The following is an 18,937-nucleotide window of genomic DNA, read 5'->3' on the forward strand; positions in this document are numbered from 1 at the left end:
CGCGGCGATTTTGGTTCGGAAAGGAGTTTCGTCGTGACGGAAATGAGCGGTGCCGACATGGTGGTTCAGGCGCTGGTCGATCTTGGGGTCGATACAGTGTTCGGCTATCCGGGTGGCGCGGTGCTCCCGATTTACGACGCGCTGTTCAAGCACCCGACTATCAAACACATACTCGTCCGCCACGAACAGGCCGCGACCCACGCCGCCGAGGGCTATGCGCGCTCGACCGGCAAACCCGGCGTCGTGCTCGTAACCTCCGGTCCTGGCGCGACCAATGCCGTCACCGGAATCACCGACGCGCTGATGGACTCGATTCCGATGGTCGTCCTCACCGGCCAGGTGTCGACCGCCTTGATCGGCACCGACGCCTTTCAGGAATGTGACACCGTCGGCATCACCCGCCACTGCACCAAGCATAATTATCTGGTGATGGACCCCGAACGCCTCGGCCCGATCCTGCACGAGGCATTTTACATCGCGACTAACGGCCGCCCTGGCCCGGTGGTGATCGACATCCCCAAGAACGTGCAGGTCGCGACCGGAAATTATGTGATCCCCGAAAAGATCGCGCACAAAAGCTATCGCCCGCAGGCCGAACCCGACGCCGATGCGATTGCCCAGGCTGTCGCGATGATCGCCGCGGCGGAGCGCCCGATCTTCTACACTGGCGGCGGCGTCATCAACGCCGGACCCGACGCGAGCGCGGCGCTGCGCCAGCTTGTCGCGCTCACCGGCGCGCCGGTCACCTCGACCCTAATGGGCCTCGGCGCTTTCCCCGCCGACGATGACAAATGGCTCGGGATGCTCGGCATGCACGGCACGTTCGAGGCCAATATGGCGATGAACCGCGCCGACCTGATCATCGCCGTCGGGGCGCGCTTCGACGACCGCGTCACCGGCCGCCTCGACGCCTTCTCGCCCGATTCCAAAAAGATCCATATCGACATCGATCGCAGTTCGATCAACAAGATCGTTGCCGTCGATCTCGCCATCGTCGGCGATGCCGGGCGCGCGGTCGATGCGATCATCGCGGGCTGGCAGGACGCAGGACACCAAGCGCGCGACCTTGGCGAATGGTGGCGCCGCGTCGACGGCTGGCGCGCGACGCGCTGCCTCGACTTCCCCGAAAAGAAAGAAGACGGCGCCGAGATCATGCCGCAGCGCGCGGTCAAGGCGCTGTTCGACGCCACCCGCGGCATGGACCCGATCATCACCACCGAGGTCGGCCAGCACCAGATGTGGGCGGCGCAGCATTTCCATTTCGACAGCCCCAACCGCTGGCTGACCAGCGGCGGCCTCGGCACCATGGGTTACGGCTTCCCCGCCGCAGTCGGGGCCCAGATCGCGCACCCCGACCGCCTCGTCATCTGCATCGCGGGCGAAGCCAGCTTGCAGATGAACATCCAGGAGATGGGGACGGTCAGCCAGTACCGCCTGCCAGTGAAGATCTTCATCCTCAACAACCAGTGGATGGGCATGGTTCGCCAGTGGCAGGAACTGACCTATGAAAGCCGCTATTCGAACAGCTATTCGGACAGCCTGCCCGATTTCGTCAAACTCGCCGACGCCTATGACTGGACCGGCCTGCGCATCGACACCCTCGGCGAGCTTGCGGACGGCATCCAACAGATGATCGACACCCCCGGCCCGGTGATCGTCGACTGCCGGGTCGCCCAGCTCGCTAACTGCTTCCCGATGATCCCCTCGGGCGCGGCGCACACCGAAATGCTCCTCCAGCCAAGCGACGTCACCGGCACGATGGACGACGAAGCGAAAGCATTGGTCTAAAACCATGAAAATCAAAACCGAAGCGGGCGAGCGCCATGTGCTCGCCGTCACCGTCGATAACGAGGCGGGCATCCTGGCCAAGATCACCGGGCTGTTCTCCGCCCGCGGCTATAATATCGAAAGCCTGACCGTCGCCGACATCAGCGCCGATCATGCCCTGTCGCGGATCACCATCGTCACCAGCGGCCCGCCCGCGGTCATCGACCAGATCATCGCGCAGCTCGACCGGCTGGTTCCCGTCCACTCGGTCACCGACCTTGCCGACGGCGGCGCGCATGTCGAGCGCGAGATCGCGCTCGTGAAGGTCGCGGGCACCGGCGACAAACGGATTGAGGCGCTGCGTATGGCGGACGTGTTTCGCGCCAAGGTCGTCGACACGACGCTGACCAGCTTCATCTTCGAAATCACCGGGACGAGCGACAAGGTCGACCGCTTCATCGCGCTGATGCGCGAATGCGGGCTGGTCGAAGTCGGTCGCACCGGCGTCGTCGCCATCGGCCGCGGGGCGGAGGCGCTCTAGGGTTTACTACAGGAATTAGGGTCCAACCTTCGTCACCCCGGACTTGATCCGGGGTCCATGGATGCCGGATCAAGTCCGGCATGACGAAAAAACTACAGGGATAAAAATATGCAAGTCTATTACGATCGCGACGCCGACCAGGATCTGATCAAGGGCAAAAAGGTCGCCGTTGTCGGCTACGGCAGCCAAGGCCACGCCCACGCGCAGAACCTGCGCGACAGCGGCGTCACCGAGGTCGCAATCGCGCTGCGCGCCGGGTCGGCGACCGCCAAAAAGGCCGAAGCTGCGGGCTTCAAGGTGCTGTCGAACAAGGAAGCCGCGCAGTGGGCCGACGTCATCATGGTCGTCGCCCCTGACGAGCATCAGGCCAAAATCTACGCCGACGACCTGGCTGAAAACATGAAGCCCGGCGCCGCGCTCGCCTTCGCGCACGGCCTCAACATCCACTTCGGCCTGATCGAAGCCCGCCCCGACATCGACGTGTTCATGGTCGCCCCCAAAGGCCCGGGCCACACGGTGCGCAGCGAATATCAAAAGGGCGGCGGCGTTCCCTGCCTGATTGCGGTGGCGCAGGAAGCGAGCGGCAACAGCGGCAACGGCTATGCCAAAGCGCTCGCGCTCAGCTACGCCTCGGCCGTCGGCGGCGGCCGCAGCGGCGTCATCGAAACCACCTTTAAGGAAGAGTGCGAAACCGATCTGTTCGGCGAACAGGCGGTGCTGTGCGGCGGCATCACCCACTTAATCCAGGCCGGGTTCGAAACGCTGGTCGAGGCCGGCTATGCCCCCGAAATGGCCTATTTCGAATGCCTCCACGAAACCAAGCTGATCGTCGACCTGCTCTATGAAGGCGGCATCGCCAACATGCGCTATTCGATCAGCAACACCGCCGAATATGGCGACATCAAAACCGGCCCGCGCATCATCACCGACGAAACGAAGAAGGAAATGAAGCGTGTCCTCGCCGACATCCAGTCGGGCCGCTTCGTCAAGGACTTCGTGCTCGACAACCAGGCCGGCCAGCCCGAGCTGAAGGCCAGCCGCAAAGCCGCCGCCGCCCACCCGATCGAACAGGTCGGCGGCGAACTGCGCGCCATGATGCCGTGGATCGCCAAGAACCAGCTGGTGGATAAAGCCAAGAACTGAGCTACTGCTTGCGCCCCTCTTCAGCCGTTCGTGCTGAGGAGGGGCTGAGGTTGTCGAAGACTCGTCTCGAAGCACCGCAAGCCCAATCTCGCAAGTCCTTCGAGACGCCCCTTCGCCAGGCTCAGTGGCTCCTCAGGACGAACGGCTTTGAATAACCGCTCCCCCTTCGACACCCACCGCAGGGATCTGGATGCGCTCACCGCACAAAGCCGCCGCCGCGCCCTCGCGCCGCGCACCGGCCGCGATTTTGCTTCGAACGACTATCTTGGCCTCGCAAATTCCGACGCCCTGCGCGCCGCGCTGACCACGGGCATCGCACGCGGCCTGCCCGCCGGGTCAGGTGGTTCGCGCCTGCTCCGCGGTAATCACCCCGAACATGAAGCACTCGAAGCCCATGCGGCGCGCCATTATGGCAGCGAGGCCGCGCTGTTTTTCCCGACCGGCTTCGCCGCCAACACTGCGCTGTTCGCGACCCTGCCCCAGCGCGGTGACCTGATCGTCCATGACGAACTGATCCACGCCAGCGCCCATGACGGCATGAAGCTCGGCCGCGCCGGGGCGATCGCCGCCGCGCACAACGACGCTCAATCCTTCGACGACCTCATCACCCGCTGGCGCGCGGGGGGCGGCGGCGGGACACCGTGGATCGCGGTCGAAAGCCTCTACAGCATGGACGGCGACCGCGCGCCGCTCACCGCCCTCGCCGCGGTGGCGGACCGCCACGACGCCGTGCTGGTGGTCGACGAAGCGCACGCGACCGGCGTCTTCGGCCCGGGCGGCGCGGGCCTCGCGCACGCGCTGCCGCGCCGCGACAACCTGATCACCCTCCACACCTGCGGCAAGGCGCTCGGCTGCGAAGGCGCCCTGCTCTGCGCCCCCGCGATCGCCACCGACTTCATCGTCAACCGCGGCCGCCCCTTCATCTTCTCGACCGCCCCGTCGCCGCTCATGGCCTGGCTCGTCGGCCAGGCGATCGAGATCGTTGCTAACCAGCCCGAACGCCAGGCTCGCCTCCACGCGCTCGTCCGGCACGCCGCCGAACGCCTCGTCCCGCTCGGCATCCCGGCCAGCGGCACCCAGATCCTGCCGGTGATCATCGGCGACAACGACCGCACGATGCGGATCGCCGCGACGCTTCGCGATGCCGGTTTCGATGTCCGCGGCATCCGTCCGCCCACCGTGGCACAGGGCACCGCGCGGCTGCGTATCGCAATCACGCTCAATGTCGACGAGACCGACATCGACGCGCTGGCCGACACGCTGGCGCAGGCGATGGCCGCCGCATGACGCGCTTCGTCGTCACCGGCACCGATACTGGCATCGGCAAAACGGTCTTTTCGGCCGCGCTTGCGGGTGCGATCGGGGCGCCCTATTGGAAGCCGGTCCAGTCGGGGCTGGCGGACGAAACGGACAGCGAAGTCGTCGCGCGGCTCGCAGGTGTCCCGATCCTTCCCGAAGCCTACCGCCTGGAAACTCCCGCCTCACCCCATATCGCGGCCGAAATTGACGGCGTGACGATCGACCTCGACACCCTCAATCCGCCCCCCGGCGACCTGATCGTCGAAGGCGCGGGCGGCGCGCTCGTCCCGGTCACCCGCACCACCCTCTACGCCGACCTGTTCGCGCGCTGGCAGATCCCCGTCATTATCTGCGCGCGCACCACACTCGGCACGATCAACCACAGTCTGCTGACGATCGAGGCGCTGCGGTCGCGCGGGGTGCCGATCCACGGCCTCGCCTTTCTCGGCGATGCGGTGGCGGACAGCGAGGCGATCATCTGCGACATAGGCGGTGTGCGCCGCTTGGGACGGTTGCCGATCATCGAACCATTAACACGCGAAAATCTGGCCGCCGCGTTCGCGAAGCATTTCAGTCTTGCAGATTTTTCCCGTTCGTCCTGAGGAGGGACTGAGCCTCGGCGAAGGCCCGTCTCGAAGGATCCCGCGCGCTAAACTGTCTCTCGAGACGCCATTTCGACAAGCGCAATGGCTCCTCAGGACAAACGGTTGAAATTGACCATGCCTCAATCCCCGATCTGGCACCCCTTCACCCAGCACGGCCTTGGCGACCCGATCCCGCTGATCGCCCGCGGCGACGGCGCCCGCCTCTACGACGCGCAAAACAACCGCTGGATCGACGCGATCTCCAGCTGGTGGGTCACCACCCACGGCCACGCCCACCCGCGCATCATGGCCGCGATCCGCGCCCAGTCCGAACGGCTCGACCAGTTGATCTTCGCCGGCTGGACCCACGAACCCGCCGAGACGCTTGCCGCCGAGCTCATCCGCATCACCCCCGATCCGCTCACCCGCGTCTTTTTCTCGGACTCGGGCTCGACCAGCGTCGAGGTCGCGCTGAAAATGGCGCTCGGCTATTGGTATAACCTCGGCGAGCCGCGCCACCGCATCCTCGTCCTCGACCATAGCTATCACGGCGACACCATCGGCACGATGTCGGTCGGCGAACGCGGCGTCTATAACCGCGCCTGGCAGCCTTTGCTGTTCGACGTCGGCACCATCGCCTTCCCGCATGAAGGACTGGAGCAAGCCACGCTCGACGCGCTCGAAGCCGCCTGCGCCCAAAAGCCCGCCGCCTTCATCATCGAACCGCTCATCCTCGGCGCCGGCGGCATGCTGATCTACCCCGCGTGGGTGCTCGCCGAGATGCGCGCCATCTGCGCCCGCCACCATGTCCTGTTCATCGCCGATGAAGTGATGACCGGTTGGGGCCGCACCGGTACCCGCTTCGCCTGCGACCAGGCGGGGGTGATCCCCGACATCGTCTGTCTGTCGAAAGGCCTGACCGGCGGCGCGCTGCCGCTCGCGGTGACGCTCTGCATCGAACCGATCTTCGCGGCGCATCTCTCGACCGATCGCAGCAAGACCTTTTATCATTCGAGCAGCTACACCGCGAACCCGATCGCCTGCGCCGCGGCGGGCGCCAACCTCGCCATCTGGCGCGACGAGCCGGTGCAGCACCGCATCGATGCCCTCGCCGACGCCCAGGCCGCGCACCTCTCGCTGCTGTCTTACGACCCGCGGATCGCCAATCCTCGCCGCCTCGGCACCATCGCCGCGTTCGACATCATCGTTGCCGATCAGGGCTATCTCTCGAACCTCGCCCCGCGCTTGATCGCTTTTTACCGTGACCAGGGCGTGCTGCTACGCCCGCTCGGCAACACGGTGTATGTCATGCCGCCCTATTGCATCACCGCGGACGAGCTGGCGCAGGTGTGGGATACGATCGCGGCGTCGCTGGATATTGTCTAAAGCGACGTCAGCTAACGACCGATTGCGGACATTCGCCGTTTTTTCACTTCGTCATTCCCGCGAAAGCGGGAACCCAAGGCGTGCGTCCGCTGATCCCACCCTGGGTTCCCGCTTTCGCGGGAATGACGAGGGTCGCGAATATCCGCTCCCTACCCCAAATCCCACGCTCGCCATCACCCTCCGAATTTCGCATCCGCCGGCACCACCGCCCAATTCGTCTCCGCCGCCGCAATATATCCCGCGCGGTTCATATCCCACTTCGCCTTCACCTCCTGGTTGAAGTTCAGATACAGTTTCCCGTCGACAATCGCATAGGCCAGCGGGTCACCCGGCGCGAGGTAGCCGCGCGACATCGCCCACGCGCAATGGCCGCCATAGCGCGGCATAAATGCTTCGGGATTGGCCGCAAAACGCGCCGCATTGGCGCCGTTGGCGAAATGATAGACCGCATTGTCATGCGCGACCGCAAAATCGGCGTCGCCCTTCACCGGCACCCCGTCGCCGTCGAAATAACTCACCGCATCATAGCCGCTGACCGCGACATTGCCGCCTTCGACCCCGACATAAACCGGCGCGGCAGAGGCCTGCGGGGTCAAGGCTGCGAAGGGCAACGGCAGGGCCGCTGCCGCCAACAGGATGAACAGGACTTGGTTTTTCACGATCAATCTCCATCTGGACCGGATCGGCCCGTTGCCGATGCTCCATCCCCCCAATTCGGGGCCAGCGCGCAAAGGGTTACGCGGGCAGGTTCGGCTTAGGTTCATCTGGGCCCGCCATTCTGGCCGCGGGGACACGGGGTCTGGGAACGCGATCTGTAATGATGAAAAAAGCCATCCTCCTCCTCCCGCTGCTCGCCGCCTTCGCACTCGCCGCCCCTGCGACCGCGCAGGACGACAGCCTCGCCCAGTCGGGCCAGCCGCCGCAGCGCACGTCGGTCCTCTACACCTATGGCGACGAACCCTGCCCCGAACCGGTCGGCGACGAGATCATCGTCTGCGCCCAGCAACCCGAATCCGAACGCTACCGCGTCCCCAAGGAATTGCGCGAGGAACTCAAGGACGACGCCCCGGTCGGCGGCGGCAGCTGGGCGTCTACGGTCGAGGGCTATGACAATATCGCCCGCGCCACCCGCCCGAACAGCTGTTCGCCGGTCGGCAGTTACGGCTTCACCGGCTGCGCGTCGGCCGCGCTGCGCCAATGGTTCGAGGCGCGCCGCGCCCGCTGACGGAACCGCGGCGCGAAACATTGCGTTTCCTCTCGGTCGATTGACGCGCGCCCTTCCGCGCGCCTAGCCTGCACACCCCCAACAGGAGACCTTTTCATGCGCCGTATCGCTCCCCTCGCCGCTCTCGCCATCGCTGTCGTCGCCGTCCCCGTCGTCATCGCCCAGAACACGACGGGCACCCCCGGCGCCCCCGACAAGACGCGCGTCGCCGCGGGCACTTATGCCGCCGACGCTGGGCACACGATGGTGGTGTGGGAAGTCGATCATTTCGGCTTCAGCAAATATACCGGCATTTTCGGCGACGTCACCGGCACCCTCGTCATCGACCCAGCCAATCCCGCCGCGTCGAAAGTCGATGTCACGATCCCGGTCGCCAAGGTCACCACCGCCAGCAGCGGCCTGACCGGCCATCTGCTCCGCGCCGGCAAGGATGGCGGCAAGCCCGATTTCTTTGGCGCCGCGCCCGCCGACGCCAAATTCGTCTCGACAAGCGTCGTGCTCGACGACGACGGCGACGAGGCGACGGTCACCGGCAACCTGACCCTGAACGGCGTGACCAAGCCGGTCACACTCGACGTCGATTTCCACGGCGCCGGGACCAATCCCTATAACAAGAAAGCGACCGTCGGTTTCGAGGCCGAGGGCAAGATTCGCCGCAGCGATTTCGGCATCGCCTATGGCATCCCCGCGGTCAGCGACGAAGTCGAACTCGAAATCCACGCCGCTTTCGAAAAGCAATAGTCCCGCGCACCGCACCCCAATCTGTCACACGCGCCGCGTAAAAGCCGGGGCGGGGTCGTCATCGGCCCCGCCCCCTTTTGCGAGGAGTCCGGGTGATGAGCGAACTGGTACGCGAAATTGTCGATGTGAACGCCTTCATCGGCGGCGACGAGGACCATCCATTGCTGACCGTCGAGGTCGAGGGACTGACCCCCACCGCGGGCTGGGCCAATGTCCGGCTCGACCCGCACGTCTACATCACCCCGCCCGAGGACGGCATCCAGGACTTCGACCTCGTCGGGGACCGGGCCGCAGGCGGCGATACGGGCGACCTCACGATGGTCGAAGCTGCTTGGGAAGGCCCGCTCGCCGACGGGGTGAGCGCGGTGCGTGTCCACGCCATCGACAATATGATCGAGGACGAAATTTTCGAGCCGTGGGACGAGGACGACGCGGCGAGCGAAGCCGCCTGACCCGCTCGCGCAAACTCTACCGTCCCCTGCCTGCGCCGGATCGCGACCCCCTCGCGGTCCGGCGCCGTTTTGCGGTTCATCGCCGGTCCAGCAAGCCGCGCCTAGCCTCCCCTTAACCAAGGGAGGACCATCATGCGTATCCTGCTGCCCGTCGCCATGCTCACCGCCGCGCTCGCCGCCGCGCTCGCCGCCACCCCAACCTTCGCCCAAACCAACCCGCAAATCGACTATCCCGCCTTCGAGGCGCTGACCGCAAGCGTCGCGCCAGAGCGCGCCACCCGCCTGCTCGCCTTCGCCGCTTTCAAGGCCGAGGCGGCCAAGCCTGACGTGCTGCTGCTCGACGCGCGTTCAGCCAGCGCCTTCGCGCGCGGTCATATCAAGGGCGCGGTCAACCTGCCGCTCACCGATTTCACCGCCGACAGCCTCGCCGCGGTCATCGGCGCCAACCCCGACCGCCCCATCCTGATCTATTGCAACAATAATTTCCGCAACGACGCTGCCCCGGTGCGGATGAAGGCCGCGCCGCTCGCGCTCAATATCCAGACCTTCATCAATCTCGTCGGCTATGGCTATCCCAATGTCTACGAGCTCGCCGACGTCGTCGATTTCAACGATCCCAAGGTGGAGTGGGTAAAGGGAACGGGATAACGCAACAAAACTCGTCATTCCCGCGAAAGCGGGAACCCAGCCAGCCCATGTCAGCTCGCTGGGTTCCCGCTTTCGCGGGAATGACGAACGGCGGCACACGACGCAATTTTCCCACTCCCCCCTTGCCAAGCGCGACATTTTGCATCACTAGAGCCGCCATGCGCGGCAACGCCCTTCTTCTTCTGCGACTTACACGCCCTTGGGCGTGACACTGGCTGCGCGTTAGTCGCGGCCACCCGCTCAAGGGTCCGATCGACATATTCGCAACCGACCAGCAGAAGACCAAGATCATGACCATGCTCCGCGACCCTTCGGTCAAATACAGCGCCTTTCCGCAAGTTCCCTTGGCGAACCGCGAATGGCCCACCCGCGTCACCACCGCTGCCCCCATCTGGCTGTCCACCGACATGCGCGACGGCAATCAGGCGCTGATCGACCCGATGGATGCCGAGAAAAAGGCGCGCTTCTTCGACCTCCTCTGCCGCATCGGCCTCAAGGAAATCGAGGTCGGCTTCCCCAGCGCCGGCGCGACCGAGTTCGACTTCATCTCGGGCCTCGTCCGCGACGGCCGCATCCCCGACGACGTCACCCCGCAGGTGCTCACGCAAAGCCGCGCCGACCTCATCCGCACCAGCTTCGACAGCCTTGCCGGCGCCAAGACCGCGATCGTCCACGTCTATAACGCGGTCAGCCCCGCCTGGCGCCGCATCGTGTTCGGCATGGAAATGCCCGAAATCAAAGCGATCGCGATCGAGGGCGCGAAGCAGTTGCGCGACAACGCCGCGCGCCTCCCCGGCACCGACTGGCGCTTTCAGTACAGCCCCGAAACCTTCTCGACTGCCGAACTCGATTTCAGCATCGAATGCTGCGCCGCGGTGATGGACATTCTCCAGCCCACCACCGCCAAGCCGATCATCCTCAACCTGCCCGCCACGGTCGAGGCGTCGTCCGCGAACATCTACGCCGACCAGATCGAATATTTCTGCAAGAACCTCCCCGGCCGCGACCGCGCGATCATCTCGCTGCACACCCACAACGACCGCGGCACCGGCGTCGCCGCCGCCGAGCTCGGCCTGCTCGCAGGCGCCGACCGCGTCGAGGGCTGCCTGTTCGGCAATGGCGAGCGCACCGGCAACACCTGCCTCGTCACCATCGCGCTGAATATGTACACACAGGGCGTCGACCCTGGGCTCGACTTTTCGAACATCGACGAAGTCATCGCGACGGTCGAATATTGCAACCAGCTCCCCGTCCACCCGCGCCACCCTTATGGCGGCGAGCTGGTATACACTGCCTTCTCGGGCAGCCATCAGGACGCGATCAAGAAAGGCTTCGCTGCGCGCGAACGGCAGAATGACGAACGCTGGGAAGTCCCCTATCTGCCCATCGACCCTGCCGACCTCGGCCGCAGCTACGAAGCGGTGATCCGCGTCAACAGCCAGTCGGGCAAGGGCGGCGTCGCCTGGGTGCTCGAACAGGACAAGGGGCTGAAACTGCCCAAGAAAATGCAGGCCAGCTTCAGCCATGTCGTGCAGGCGCTGGCCGACGAATCCAGCCGCGAGCTGACCGCCGATGACATCTGGGGCGCGTTCGAAACCGCCTATCTCAAGGTCGAGGACAAGCGCTTCCAGCTCGTCGACTGGTCCGAAAGCCATGCCGGAACCGACCGCATCTTTGCCGGCAAGCTCACCATCGACGGCGCCCCGCGCAGCGTCAGCGGCCGCGGCAACGGCCTGATGAGCAGCGTCATCGCCGCGCTCGCCGAATCCGGCGGCCCGGTGATGGACATCGTCGATTACAGCGAGCACGCGATCGGCCAGGGCAGCACCGCGCAAGCCGCCGCCTATGTCGAATGCCGCACCCCGGACGGCAAAAGCGTCTTCGGCTGCGGCCTCGACACCGACGTCGCAACCGCCAGCGTGCGCGCGATCCTGAGCGCCGCCAACGGCGCCTGACCGCAAGTTGCCGCTAACCCACCGCCTCGCGCAGCCGTCGGATCTCGACGCGCTGCGCGCGGTGATGGCGCTCGCCATCGCCGAATTGCAAAAAGGCTTTCTCGACGACGCGCAGATCGCCGCCAGCGCTGCCGTCATGGGCCTCGACACCCAGCTGATTGCCGACGGCACCTATTTCGTCATCGCGGCGGAGGGTCAGATCGCGGGCTGCGGCGGCTGGTCGCACCGCGCAACGCTCTACGGCGGCGACCACGCCGCATTCCTGCGCGACCCCGCCCCGCTCAACCCCGCCACCGACGCCGCGCGCATCCGCGCGATGTACACCCACCCCGCCTTCGCCCGGCAGGGCGTCGGCCGCATGGTGATGGCCCTCTGCGAAGCCGCCGCGCAGCAAGCCGGCTTCGCCCGCACCGAGCTGATGGCCACCCTATCCGGCGAACCCCTCTACCGCGCCTGTGGCTACACCCCGATCGAGCACGTCGAAGCGCCGGGACCGAACGGCGCGAGCGTCCCCCTCATCCGCATGGGCAAACACCTGAGCCCCTAACAAATCCTCCCCGTGTCCGCAGGCCATGGGGCGCGGGACCGCTCGCGCAGCGAGGGGTGGAGCGGCCGCGACGTTTGTGCCATCGCCCCTCCGTCGGCGGTTACGCCGCTGCCACCTCCCCATCGCTGCGCGACAGCTAGGATCATTCGGCGGCAATTGCGGCGCGCTCGCGCCCGAGCCAGCCTTAATCGACTACCCAATAATCGGGGGCGCCGCCGGGTTCATGGCCGCGGCGGCACACCATGATGCCGTCGTGCAGCAATTCGGCCCACGCGCCGATCGGCTCGCGCGCCATCATCGCCAGCGCGGCGGCGATATCGGGTGCCTCGAACGCCACGCGCTTTTCCAGCCCGAACCAGGCATCTTGGTAACGCAGGACATAGGTGGTCAGCGGCGGACCGGCGGCGGCATCGGGTTCGACATCGGGTCTGGATTCGGGTTCGGCGCCCGGTTCGGACCGCGGCTCGCGATGACGGCCCGCATCATGGGCGCGATCGGGGCGGGGCGGCAGGCAATCGCAATCGCCGTCGGCGCGGTCATGCGGGGGTGGCAGGGAAATCGTCATGAATAAACCTTCGTTGGGGGGCGCGAAGGGGCAGTGCCGCTGGTCAGGTCGGCTCAGACCGCTGCCGGTGGGGGCGAAAAACTGGGGTCGGCGATGCGTCTCCTCACCACGCAAACGCCCGAACCGCGCCGGCCGTTGCAAAACGGGCCGCGGCGCCATCCGGGGGAGAATATGAAATTCACCGTCTTTTCATTGCCATAGACCCGCCGCGCGACGGGCCGCCATTCGACCAGCGCCCCCCGCCCCTCGACGAACGGCCCGCGCGGCGCGCCCCGGCGGCTGCGCGCCCGGCGGCCGACCGTCGTGGCGATGACGGTGGATTTACGCCACTTCGGCCAGCGATTGGGGGGTCGCGAACCGCTGGCGATATTCATGCGGCGACAGGCCGGTGATGCGGTGGAACAATTTGCGGAACGCCGCCGCATCCTCATATCCGACGCCCCAGGCGATCTGGTCGACAGTGCGGCGGGTAAATTCCAGCAGCTCGCGCGCCTTGCCGACGCGGACATGCTGGACATATTCGACCGGGGTCATCCCGGTGGCGGCCTTGAACCGCCGCTGGAACGTGCGTTCCTCCAGCCCCGCCTCGCTGGCCATGGCGGGGACCGCGACCGGCCCGGCTCCGCGCGCCTGCAACCAATGCTGGACCCGCAAGATCGCTTCATCGCCATGAGTCAGCTTTGGGGCAAAGCTCGCATAATTCTTCTGCTCCCGCCCGCTCGGGTCGATCAACAGGAAGCGCGCGGTCTCCATCATCACCGTCGGCCCCAGCAACCGCTCGACAATCCGCAGCCCCAGATCGGTCCACGCCATCAGCCCACCCGCGGTCACAATGTCGCCGTCGTCGATCACCATCCGGTCGGCCTCCAGCCGCACGTCGGGGAACCGCTCGCGAAACTGCTCGGCGAAAAACCAGTGCGTCGTCGCCGGTCGGCCCGCCAACAAGCCGGTCGCCGCCAGCGCAAACGACCCGCCGCAATTCGACGCCAGCACCGTGCCATGGGCATGGCGGTCGAGCAACCAGCGGGCATAGGGCTCAACCTCGCCGGGTTCGAGTAGCTTGTGCAAGCTGCCCGGTGCAATCAGCACCGCGGGCGAATTGGCGGCGGGTTGATTGGGGTGGCTATCGTAAATGCGGGCAAACCCCCCGCCATCCTGCAACCGCCAATGGCTGACGCGGATCGGCGCGCGGCCATGATCGACAGCAAAGCGCCCGGCGATGTCGAACAGGTCGGTGATGCCGTGCACCATCCCCATCTGGCAGTCGGGATAGATCATCATCCCGACCTCGATCAGCGGCACCGTCGCCACGTCGGGCACCTTCACCTTGGGCATATCGCCTCCTTTGTCGGATTTGAACCGCATAATGTCGTATCCGCCAATCGCGCGCAAGCCCGGATCGGCCTAAATCCATGTCATCGGGACGGACACCCCGCCCCCTCTACCGAAAGGAACCACGCCATGACCACGATCACCACCAAAGACAGCACCCACATCTTCTACAAGGACTGGGGTCCGAAAGACGGCCAGCCGATCATCTTCTCGCACGGCTGGCCGCTCAGCGCCGACGCCTGGGACGCCCAGCTGGTCTATTTCGCCAACCAGGGCTTCCGCACCATCGCCCACGACCGCCGCAGCCATGGCCGCTCGGATCAGGTGTGGGAAAACAACAATATGGATCAGTACGCCGACGACCTCGCCGAACTGATCGAACAGCTCGACCTGAAAGACATCATCCTTGTCGGCCACTCCACTGGCGGCGGCGAAGTCACCCGCTATATCGGCCGCCACGGCACGGCGCGGGTCGCCAAGATCGCACTGATCGGTGCGGTGCCGCCCCTGATGCTCAAGACCGAAGCCAACCCGGGCGGCCTGCCGATCGACGCCTTCGACGGCATCCGCAAAGGCACCTTCGACAACCGCCCGCAGTTCTTCAAGGATCTGACAATCCCCTTTTACGGCTATAACCGCGACGGTGCGGTGGTGTCCGAAGCACTACGCGACGATTTTGTCCGGCAGGGGATGATGGGCGGGCTCAAGGGCCAGCTCGACAGCATCCGCGCCTTTTCGGAAAGCGACTTCAATGACGATCTGAAGAAATTCGACGTCCCGACGCTCGTCCTCCACGGCGACGACGACCAGATCGTTCCCGTCGATGCCTCGGCGCGCGCCACGGTGAAGATCGTCAAACAGGCGGTGCTGAAAATCTATGAGGGCGCCGACCATGGCCTGACCGCCACCCACCAGGACCGGTTCAACGCCGATCTTCTGGATTTCATCAACAGCTGATAAGGTCGAGGCGTGGTCCCCTGAATCTCTAGGGACGGGACTGCGCCTCCTCCACTTAAAGGAGACGTCAGATGGCCAAACAAACTTTTCTCATCACCGGCGCATCGGACGGCATTGGCGCCGTCTATGCCGACCGCCTGGCCCACCGCGGCCACAATCTGATCCTCGTCGCGCGCCGCGCCGACAAACTCGTCGATCTTGCTGAACGGCTCCGCAGCGACACCGGCGTCACCGTCGATGTCATCGCCGCCGACCTGGCCAATCCCGATGATCTGGCCCGCGTCGAAGCGCGCCTGCGCGATGACGATGCCATCATCGGCCTGATCAACAACGCCGGGATCGCGGGCGAGACAAGTTTCGTCGAGGCGGACCCCGATTTTCTTGGCGGCATGATCGACCTGAACATCGTCGCGGTGACGCGGCTCTCGGCCGCCATAGCGCCGCGACTTGCCGCGAATGGCGCAGGTGCAATCGTCAACATCACCTCGGTTACCGCACTGATGCCCGACGGCTTCACCGCGGTCTATCCGGCCAGCAAAGCCTATGTTCTCGCCTTTACCGAAGCCCTGCAAGCCGAACTCGGCGCCAAGGGCGTGCGCATTCAGGCCGTTGTCCCCGGCATCACCCGCACCCCGATCTGGGACGAGGCGCAGCTGGCCAACATTCCCGCCGAAATGGTGATGGACGTGAACGACATGGTCGACGCCGCGCTTGCCGGTTTCGACCATGGCGAGACGGTCACCATCCCCGCCCTCCCCGACATGGCCGATTATGACGCCTATATCGCCGCCCGCGCGGCACTCCGCCCCAATCTCTCGCTGTCGCGGCCCGCGCCGCGCTATCTGTAAAGGAGACGTGCGATGATCCTCGGTCTGACCATTCCGCAATTTACCGCGCTCCATGTCGCGATCAGCCTGATCGCCATTGCCGCGGGCCTCATCGCCCTCCCCGCCTTTGCCCGCGGCGTCGTCCTGCCGCGTATCACCGGCATCTTCCTGTGGACGACGTTGCTGACCAGCCTGACGGGGTTTCTGTTCCCGATCGTCGCCTTCACCCCGGCGCTCGGCTTCGGCATCCTCTCGACGCTGATCCTCGTCGCCACCTTCTGGGCCTGGTACGCCCGCAAGCTCGCAGGGTGCGCCGCCACCATCTATGCGACCACTGCGACTCTCGCGCTCTACCTCAACCTGTTCGTGCTGGTGGTGCAGAGCTTCCTGAAAGTGCCCGCGCTCAACGCGCTGGCCCCGAATGGAACCGAACCGCCGTTCGCGGTCGTTCAAGGCGCGCTGTTGATCGCGATGACCGGTCTCGGCTACCTGACGTTCAAGGCCGCGCGGCGCCAAACCGCCGCCGCCTGATCGCAACCAAACCCAACAGCAAGGGCGGCTTCGGTCGCCCTTGTCGTTTGAACACCGCCAACCCCTCTTGCATGACCTTCCGTTTACGTTAAGGTCAGTTTCAACCTGCACCCGGAGAGTGATTCATGGCCCTGCCCCCGATTTTCGACCGCCTGCGCCTGCCCGTTATCGGCTCGCCGCTGTTCATCGTATCGGGGCCAGAGCTGGTCATCGCGCAGTGCAAGGCAGGTGTCGTCGGCAGCTTTCCGGCGCTCAACGCCCGACCGCAGACGTTGCTCGACGAATGGCTGCACCAGATTACCGAAGAACTCGCCGCGTGGGACCGCGCCAACCCCGACCGGCTGTCGGCGCCCTATGCGGTCAACCAGATCGTTCACAAATCGAACGACCGGTTGGAACAGGACATTGCGACCTGTGCCAAATGGAAAGTGCCGATCACCATCACCTCGCTCGGGGCGCGCGAAGAACTCAATCAGGCGGTGCATAGCTGGGGCGGCATCACGCTCCACGACGTCATCGACGATCGCTTTGCCCGCAAGGCAGTCGAAAAGGGCGCCGACGGCCTGATTCCCGTGGCCGCTGGCGCGGGCGGCCATGCCGGCCGCCAGTCGCCTTTTGCGCTGGTGCAGGAAATCCGCGAATGGTTCGACGGCCCCGTCGCGCTGTCGGGCGCCATCGGTCACGGGCGCTCGGTGCTCGCCGCGCAGGCGTGCGGCGCCGACCTCGCCTATATCGGCAGCGCCTTCATCGCCACCGCCGAAGCCAACGCCGATCAGGCGTATAAGGACGGCATTGTCGCGGGCCGTGCGGGCGACATCGTCTATTCGAACCTGTTCACCGGCGTCCACGGCAATTACCTGCGCCAATCGATCGTCGCCGCAGGAATGGACCCCGACAATCTGCCCGAAGGCGACCTCAAGACCATGAACTTCGGGTCGGGCGGCAATACCAAGGTCAAGGCGTGGAAAGACATCTGGGGATCGGGTCAGGGCATCGGTACGGTCAGCGCGGTGCGCCCTGTCGCCGACTTCGTCGCCGAACTGGAAACGCAATATCTGGCAGCGCGCCGCGAACTTGAGGCAAAGGTCAGACTGTAACCGCCTCGCCGAACAACCGCTCGATCGCATCGTCCAGATAGGGGCGATCGACGAACAACCGCATCGGATCGCGGCGGTTGAGCCAGAATCCGGCGCCGTGCCGGTCGGTGAGCGCGCGCCGCGTCGTGTCCTGCAACAACCGCAGCCGCATCACCGCGGTGCGCCGCGCCGCACGGACGTCGCCCGGCGCGTGCAACGCAAAATAGGCCCGGATCTGTTCGACCCGCGCCGCGACGACATCGCTATAGCCCTGGTGCGGTCCGCGGTGCAGCGCATGGCCCAACCGCAGCGCGGCCGGTTCGGATGCGGGCAACATCACGCCGTTGCGGCGGAAATGCTCCAGGGTGAAACCTTCGGTCTGCAACTGATCGAACATGGCGTTCATCTGCCCCCGGTGGAGCAGGGCGATCGGAATGAGGTGGTGACGCTGGAAACCAGGCTGCGACGGAGGCGCGCCCTGCCACCCCCGGCGCGGCATCAGCGATCAGTGCCGAACTCGACCACCACGGTCGATCGCCGGCCATCCGCTGCAGTTTCCGGCAACAGATCGATCCATTCACCCGCCTCCAACCCCCGCATCGTGCGTTCGTGGCGAACCGGGCCGTTCAGCATCATGTCGAGCGCCAGTCGCGACAATCGCCGGACCATTTCGGCGACCGTCCAACCGATCGGTATTCTCGCTTCCAGCTCCTGCCCCGCAAATACCGCCAACCCCCGCGTTTCCATGCTCGCCCCGGCGCGACCCTCGCGGCGCCGAAACGCAACCACATGCAGTACCGGCGGCATCCCACTGGCCAGCATCTCGGCGATCGAACTCCGAAATTGCTGGGCGTCCGACCACAGCCGCGCCGGTGACCAGAAAATATGGCTGGCATCGAACAGGTCGATCAGCAGCACCATCACCTTGAAAAATTCGCGCATTCGCGTCGGCGGCTCGGTTGATGTTGCCGGATCGGCATCGGGTTCGGGTTCGGGAACGAACATCCAGCACTGCCCACCCTGACGCCAGTCGCGCGGCAGGCTGGCCGCGAGCAGGCTGGTCGACGGGTGATCGGGATCGGCGGTGTCCAGCGCGGTGTCAGCAGCGGGACCCGCCAGGATCGACACCGCGCCGAATCGCAAGCGAAAACGCGGCGCGTCGATCAGCGCCGATGCCCCGGACGGATCATCCTCGACGCGTTCGGGAAGTAATCCCATATGACGCAGCGCCGTTTCCAAGGCATCATCCGAGCCACGCCGCAGCCCCCCCCGGACGATCAACGCAAAGGGTTCCGGCGGCACCGGCAGGATCAGCGCGTCGCTGTTGCCCACATCCATATCGCTCGCCGACCTCCATCGGT

Annotated in this window: 21 protein-coding genes; 16 read left to right on the plus strand and 5 right to left on the minus strand. The window is 65.6% G+C overall.

The genetic code is table 11. The features are described from left to right. Positions 1-33 precede the first annotated feature (33 nt). The 6 genes from ilvB (at position 34) to J2X44_RS12600 (ending at position 6,720) form a co-directional block, all read left to right on the plus strand. A complete protein-coding gene (gene ilvB, locus J2X44_RS12575) occupies positions 34-1,788 on the plus strand; it encodes a biosynthetic-type acetolactate synthase large subunit (protein ID WP_310084541.1) in 1,755 nt (584 codons plus the stop codon). A 4-nt stretch (positions 1,789-1,792) separates the two neighbouring features. Continuing rightward, positions 1,793-2,308, plus strand: coding sequence for an acetolactate synthase small subunit (gene ilvN / locus J2X44_RS12580; protein ID WP_310084544.1), 516 nt, complete (start codon positions 1,793-1,795; stop codon positions 2,306-2,308). A 108-nt stretch (positions 2,309-2,416) separates the two neighbouring features. Beyond that, positions 2,417-3,451, plus strand: a complete 1,035-nt coding sequence (gene ilvC, locus J2X44_RS12585) for a ketol-acid reductoisomerase (RefSeq protein ID WP_310084546.1) — start codon at positions 2,417-2,419, stop codon at positions 3,449-3,451. 147 nt (positions 3,452-3,598) lie between these two features. Next, positions 3,599-4,738, plus strand: a complete 1,140-nt coding sequence (locus tag J2X44_RS12590) for an 8-amino-7-oxononanoate synthase (protein WP_310084549.1) — start codon at positions 3,599-3,601, stop codon at positions 4,736-4,738. After that, positions 4,735-5,352, plus strand: a complete 618-nt coding sequence (bioD, locus tag J2X44_RS12595; protein ID WP_310084552.1) for a dethiobiotin synthase — start codon at positions 4,735-4,737, stop codon at positions 5,350-5,352. Before J2X44_RS12590 ends, bioD begins: the two co-directional genes overlap by 4 nt. A gap of 117 nt (positions 5,353-5,469) precedes the next feature. After that, on the plus strand, positions 5,470-6,720 hold the full coding sequence (locus J2X44_RS12600) for an adenosylmethionine--8-amino-7-oxononanoate transaminase (RefSeq protein WP_310084555.1): 1,251 nt from the start codon (positions 5,470-5,472) through the stop codon (positions 6,718-6,720). A gap of 173 nt (positions 6,721-6,893) precedes the next feature. Here J2X44_RS12600 and J2X44_RS12605 read toward each other — a convergent pair whose 3' ends face one another. Then, positions 6,894-7,379 carry a YHS domain-containing (seleno)protein gene (locus J2X44_RS12605; RefSeq protein ID WP_310084557.1) on the minus strand — a complete coding sequence of 162 codons (486 nt, stop codon included), beginning with the start codon at positions 7,377-7,379 and terminating at the stop codon, positions 6,894-6,896. A 158-nt stretch (positions 7,380-7,537) separates the two neighbouring features. Between J2X44_RS12605 and J2X44_RS12610 the strand changes: the two genes are divergently transcribed. The 6 genes from J2X44_RS12610 to J2X44_RS12635 all read left to right on the plus strand — a co-directional run bounded on the left by J2X44_RS12610 (position 7,538) and on the right by J2X44_RS12635 (position 12,288). Further along, complete coding sequence (locus tag J2X44_RS12610) at positions 7,538-7,945, plus strand: hypothetical protein (RefSeq protein ID WP_310084560.1); 408 nt, start codon at positions 7,538-7,540, stop codon at positions 7,943-7,945. Positions 7,946-8,041: 96 nt separating this feature from the next. Next, positions 8,042-8,686 (plus strand): YceI family protein, encoded by a 645-nt coding sequence (locus tag J2X44_RS12615; RefSeq protein ID WP_310084562.1) that lies wholly within the window; start codon positions 8,042-8,044, stop codon positions 8,684-8,686. A 95-nt stretch (positions 8,687-8,781) separates the two neighbouring features. Next, a complete protein-coding gene (locus tag J2X44_RS12620) occupies positions 8,782-9,138 on the plus strand; it encodes a hypothetical protein (RefSeq protein ID WP_310084563.1) in 357 nt (118 codons plus the stop codon). Positions 9,139-9,270: 132 nt separating this feature from the next. Next, entirely contained in the window at positions 9,271-9,786 is a 516-nt protein-coding gene (locus J2X44_RS12625) for a rhodanese-like domain-containing protein (protein ID WP_310084566.1), read from the plus strand. Between the two features lie 290 nt (positions 9,787-10,076). Further along, a complete protein-coding gene (leuA, locus tag J2X44_RS12630) occupies positions 10,077-11,741 on the plus strand; it encodes a 2-isopropylmalate synthase (RefSeq protein WP_310084569.1) in 1,665 nt (554 codons plus the stop codon). Between the two features lie 7 nt (positions 11,742-11,748). Then, complete coding sequence (locus J2X44_RS12635; protein WP_405053373.1) at positions 11,749-12,288, plus strand: GNAT family N-acetyltransferase; 540 nt, start codon at positions 11,749-11,751, stop codon at positions 12,286-12,288. A gap of 184 nt (positions 12,289-12,472) precedes the next feature. Here J2X44_RS12635 and J2X44_RS12640 read toward each other — a convergent pair whose 3' ends face one another. Together J2X44_RS12640 and J2X44_RS12645 are read right to left on the minus strand one after the other, a co-directional pair. Then, the gene (locus tag J2X44_RS12640) at positions 12,473-12,853 is read right to left on the minus strand and encodes a hypothetical protein (protein WP_310084574.1); all 381 of its coding nucleotides are present in this window, start codon (positions 12,851-12,853) and stop codon (positions 12,473-12,475) included. Positions 12,854-13,174: 321 nt separating this feature from the next. Next, a complete protein-coding gene (locus J2X44_RS12645) occupies positions 13,175-14,188 on the minus strand; it encodes a GlxA family transcriptional regulator (protein ID WP_310084575.1) in 1,014 nt (337 codons plus the stop codon). Between the two features lie 126 nt (positions 14,189-14,314). On the opposite strand from J2X44_RS12645, the gene J2X44_RS12650 reads away from it, so the two are divergent. From J2X44_RS12650 to J2X44_RS12665, 4 genes are all read left to right on the plus strand, one after another. Further along, on the plus strand, positions 14,315-15,142 hold the full coding sequence (locus J2X44_RS12650; protein ID WP_310084577.1) for an alpha/beta hydrolase: 828 nt from the start codon (positions 14,315-14,317) through the stop codon (positions 15,140-15,142). 71 nt (positions 15,143-15,213) lie between these two features. Continuing rightward, on the plus strand, positions 15,214-15,990 hold the full coding sequence (locus tag J2X44_RS12655; RefSeq protein ID WP_310084580.1) for an SDR family oxidoreductase: 777 nt from the start codon (positions 15,214-15,216) through the stop codon (positions 15,988-15,990). Between the two features lie 12 nt (positions 15,991-16,002). Then, complete coding sequence (locus J2X44_RS12660; protein ID WP_310084583.1) at positions 16,003-16,500, plus strand: hypothetical protein; 498 nt, start codon at positions 16,003-16,005, stop codon at positions 16,498-16,500. Between the two features lie 125 nt (positions 16,501-16,625). Then, complete coding sequence (locus J2X44_RS12665) at positions 16,626-17,597, plus strand: nitronate monooxygenase family protein (protein ID WP_310084585.1); 972 nt, start codon at positions 16,626-16,628, stop codon at positions 17,595-17,597. Here the strand turns inward: J2X44_RS12665 and J2X44_RS12670 are convergent. After that, positions 17,587-18,075 carry an AHH domain-containing protein gene (locus J2X44_RS12670; RefSeq protein ID WP_310084587.1) on the minus strand — a complete coding sequence of 163 codons (489 nt, stop codon included), beginning with the start codon at positions 18,073-18,075 and terminating at the stop codon, positions 17,587-17,589. The two genes, J2X44_RS12665 and J2X44_RS12670, sit on opposite strands and share 11 nt — an antisense overlap. Next, on the minus strand, positions 18,075-18,914 hold the full coding sequence (locus tag J2X44_RS12675; protein WP_310084589.1) for a hypothetical protein: 840 nt from the start codon (positions 18,912-18,914) through the stop codon (positions 18,075-18,077). The genes J2X44_RS12670 and J2X44_RS12675 overlap by 1 nt, the downstream gene beginning before the upstream one ends. Between the last annotated feature and the right edge of the window lie 23 nt (positions 18,915-18,937).

It is taken from the genome of Sphingopyxis sp. BE259 (assembly GCF_031457495.1).
Taxonomy (GTDB): Bacteria; Pseudomonadota; Alphaproteobacteria; order Sphingomonadales; family Sphingomonadaceae; genus Sphingopyxis.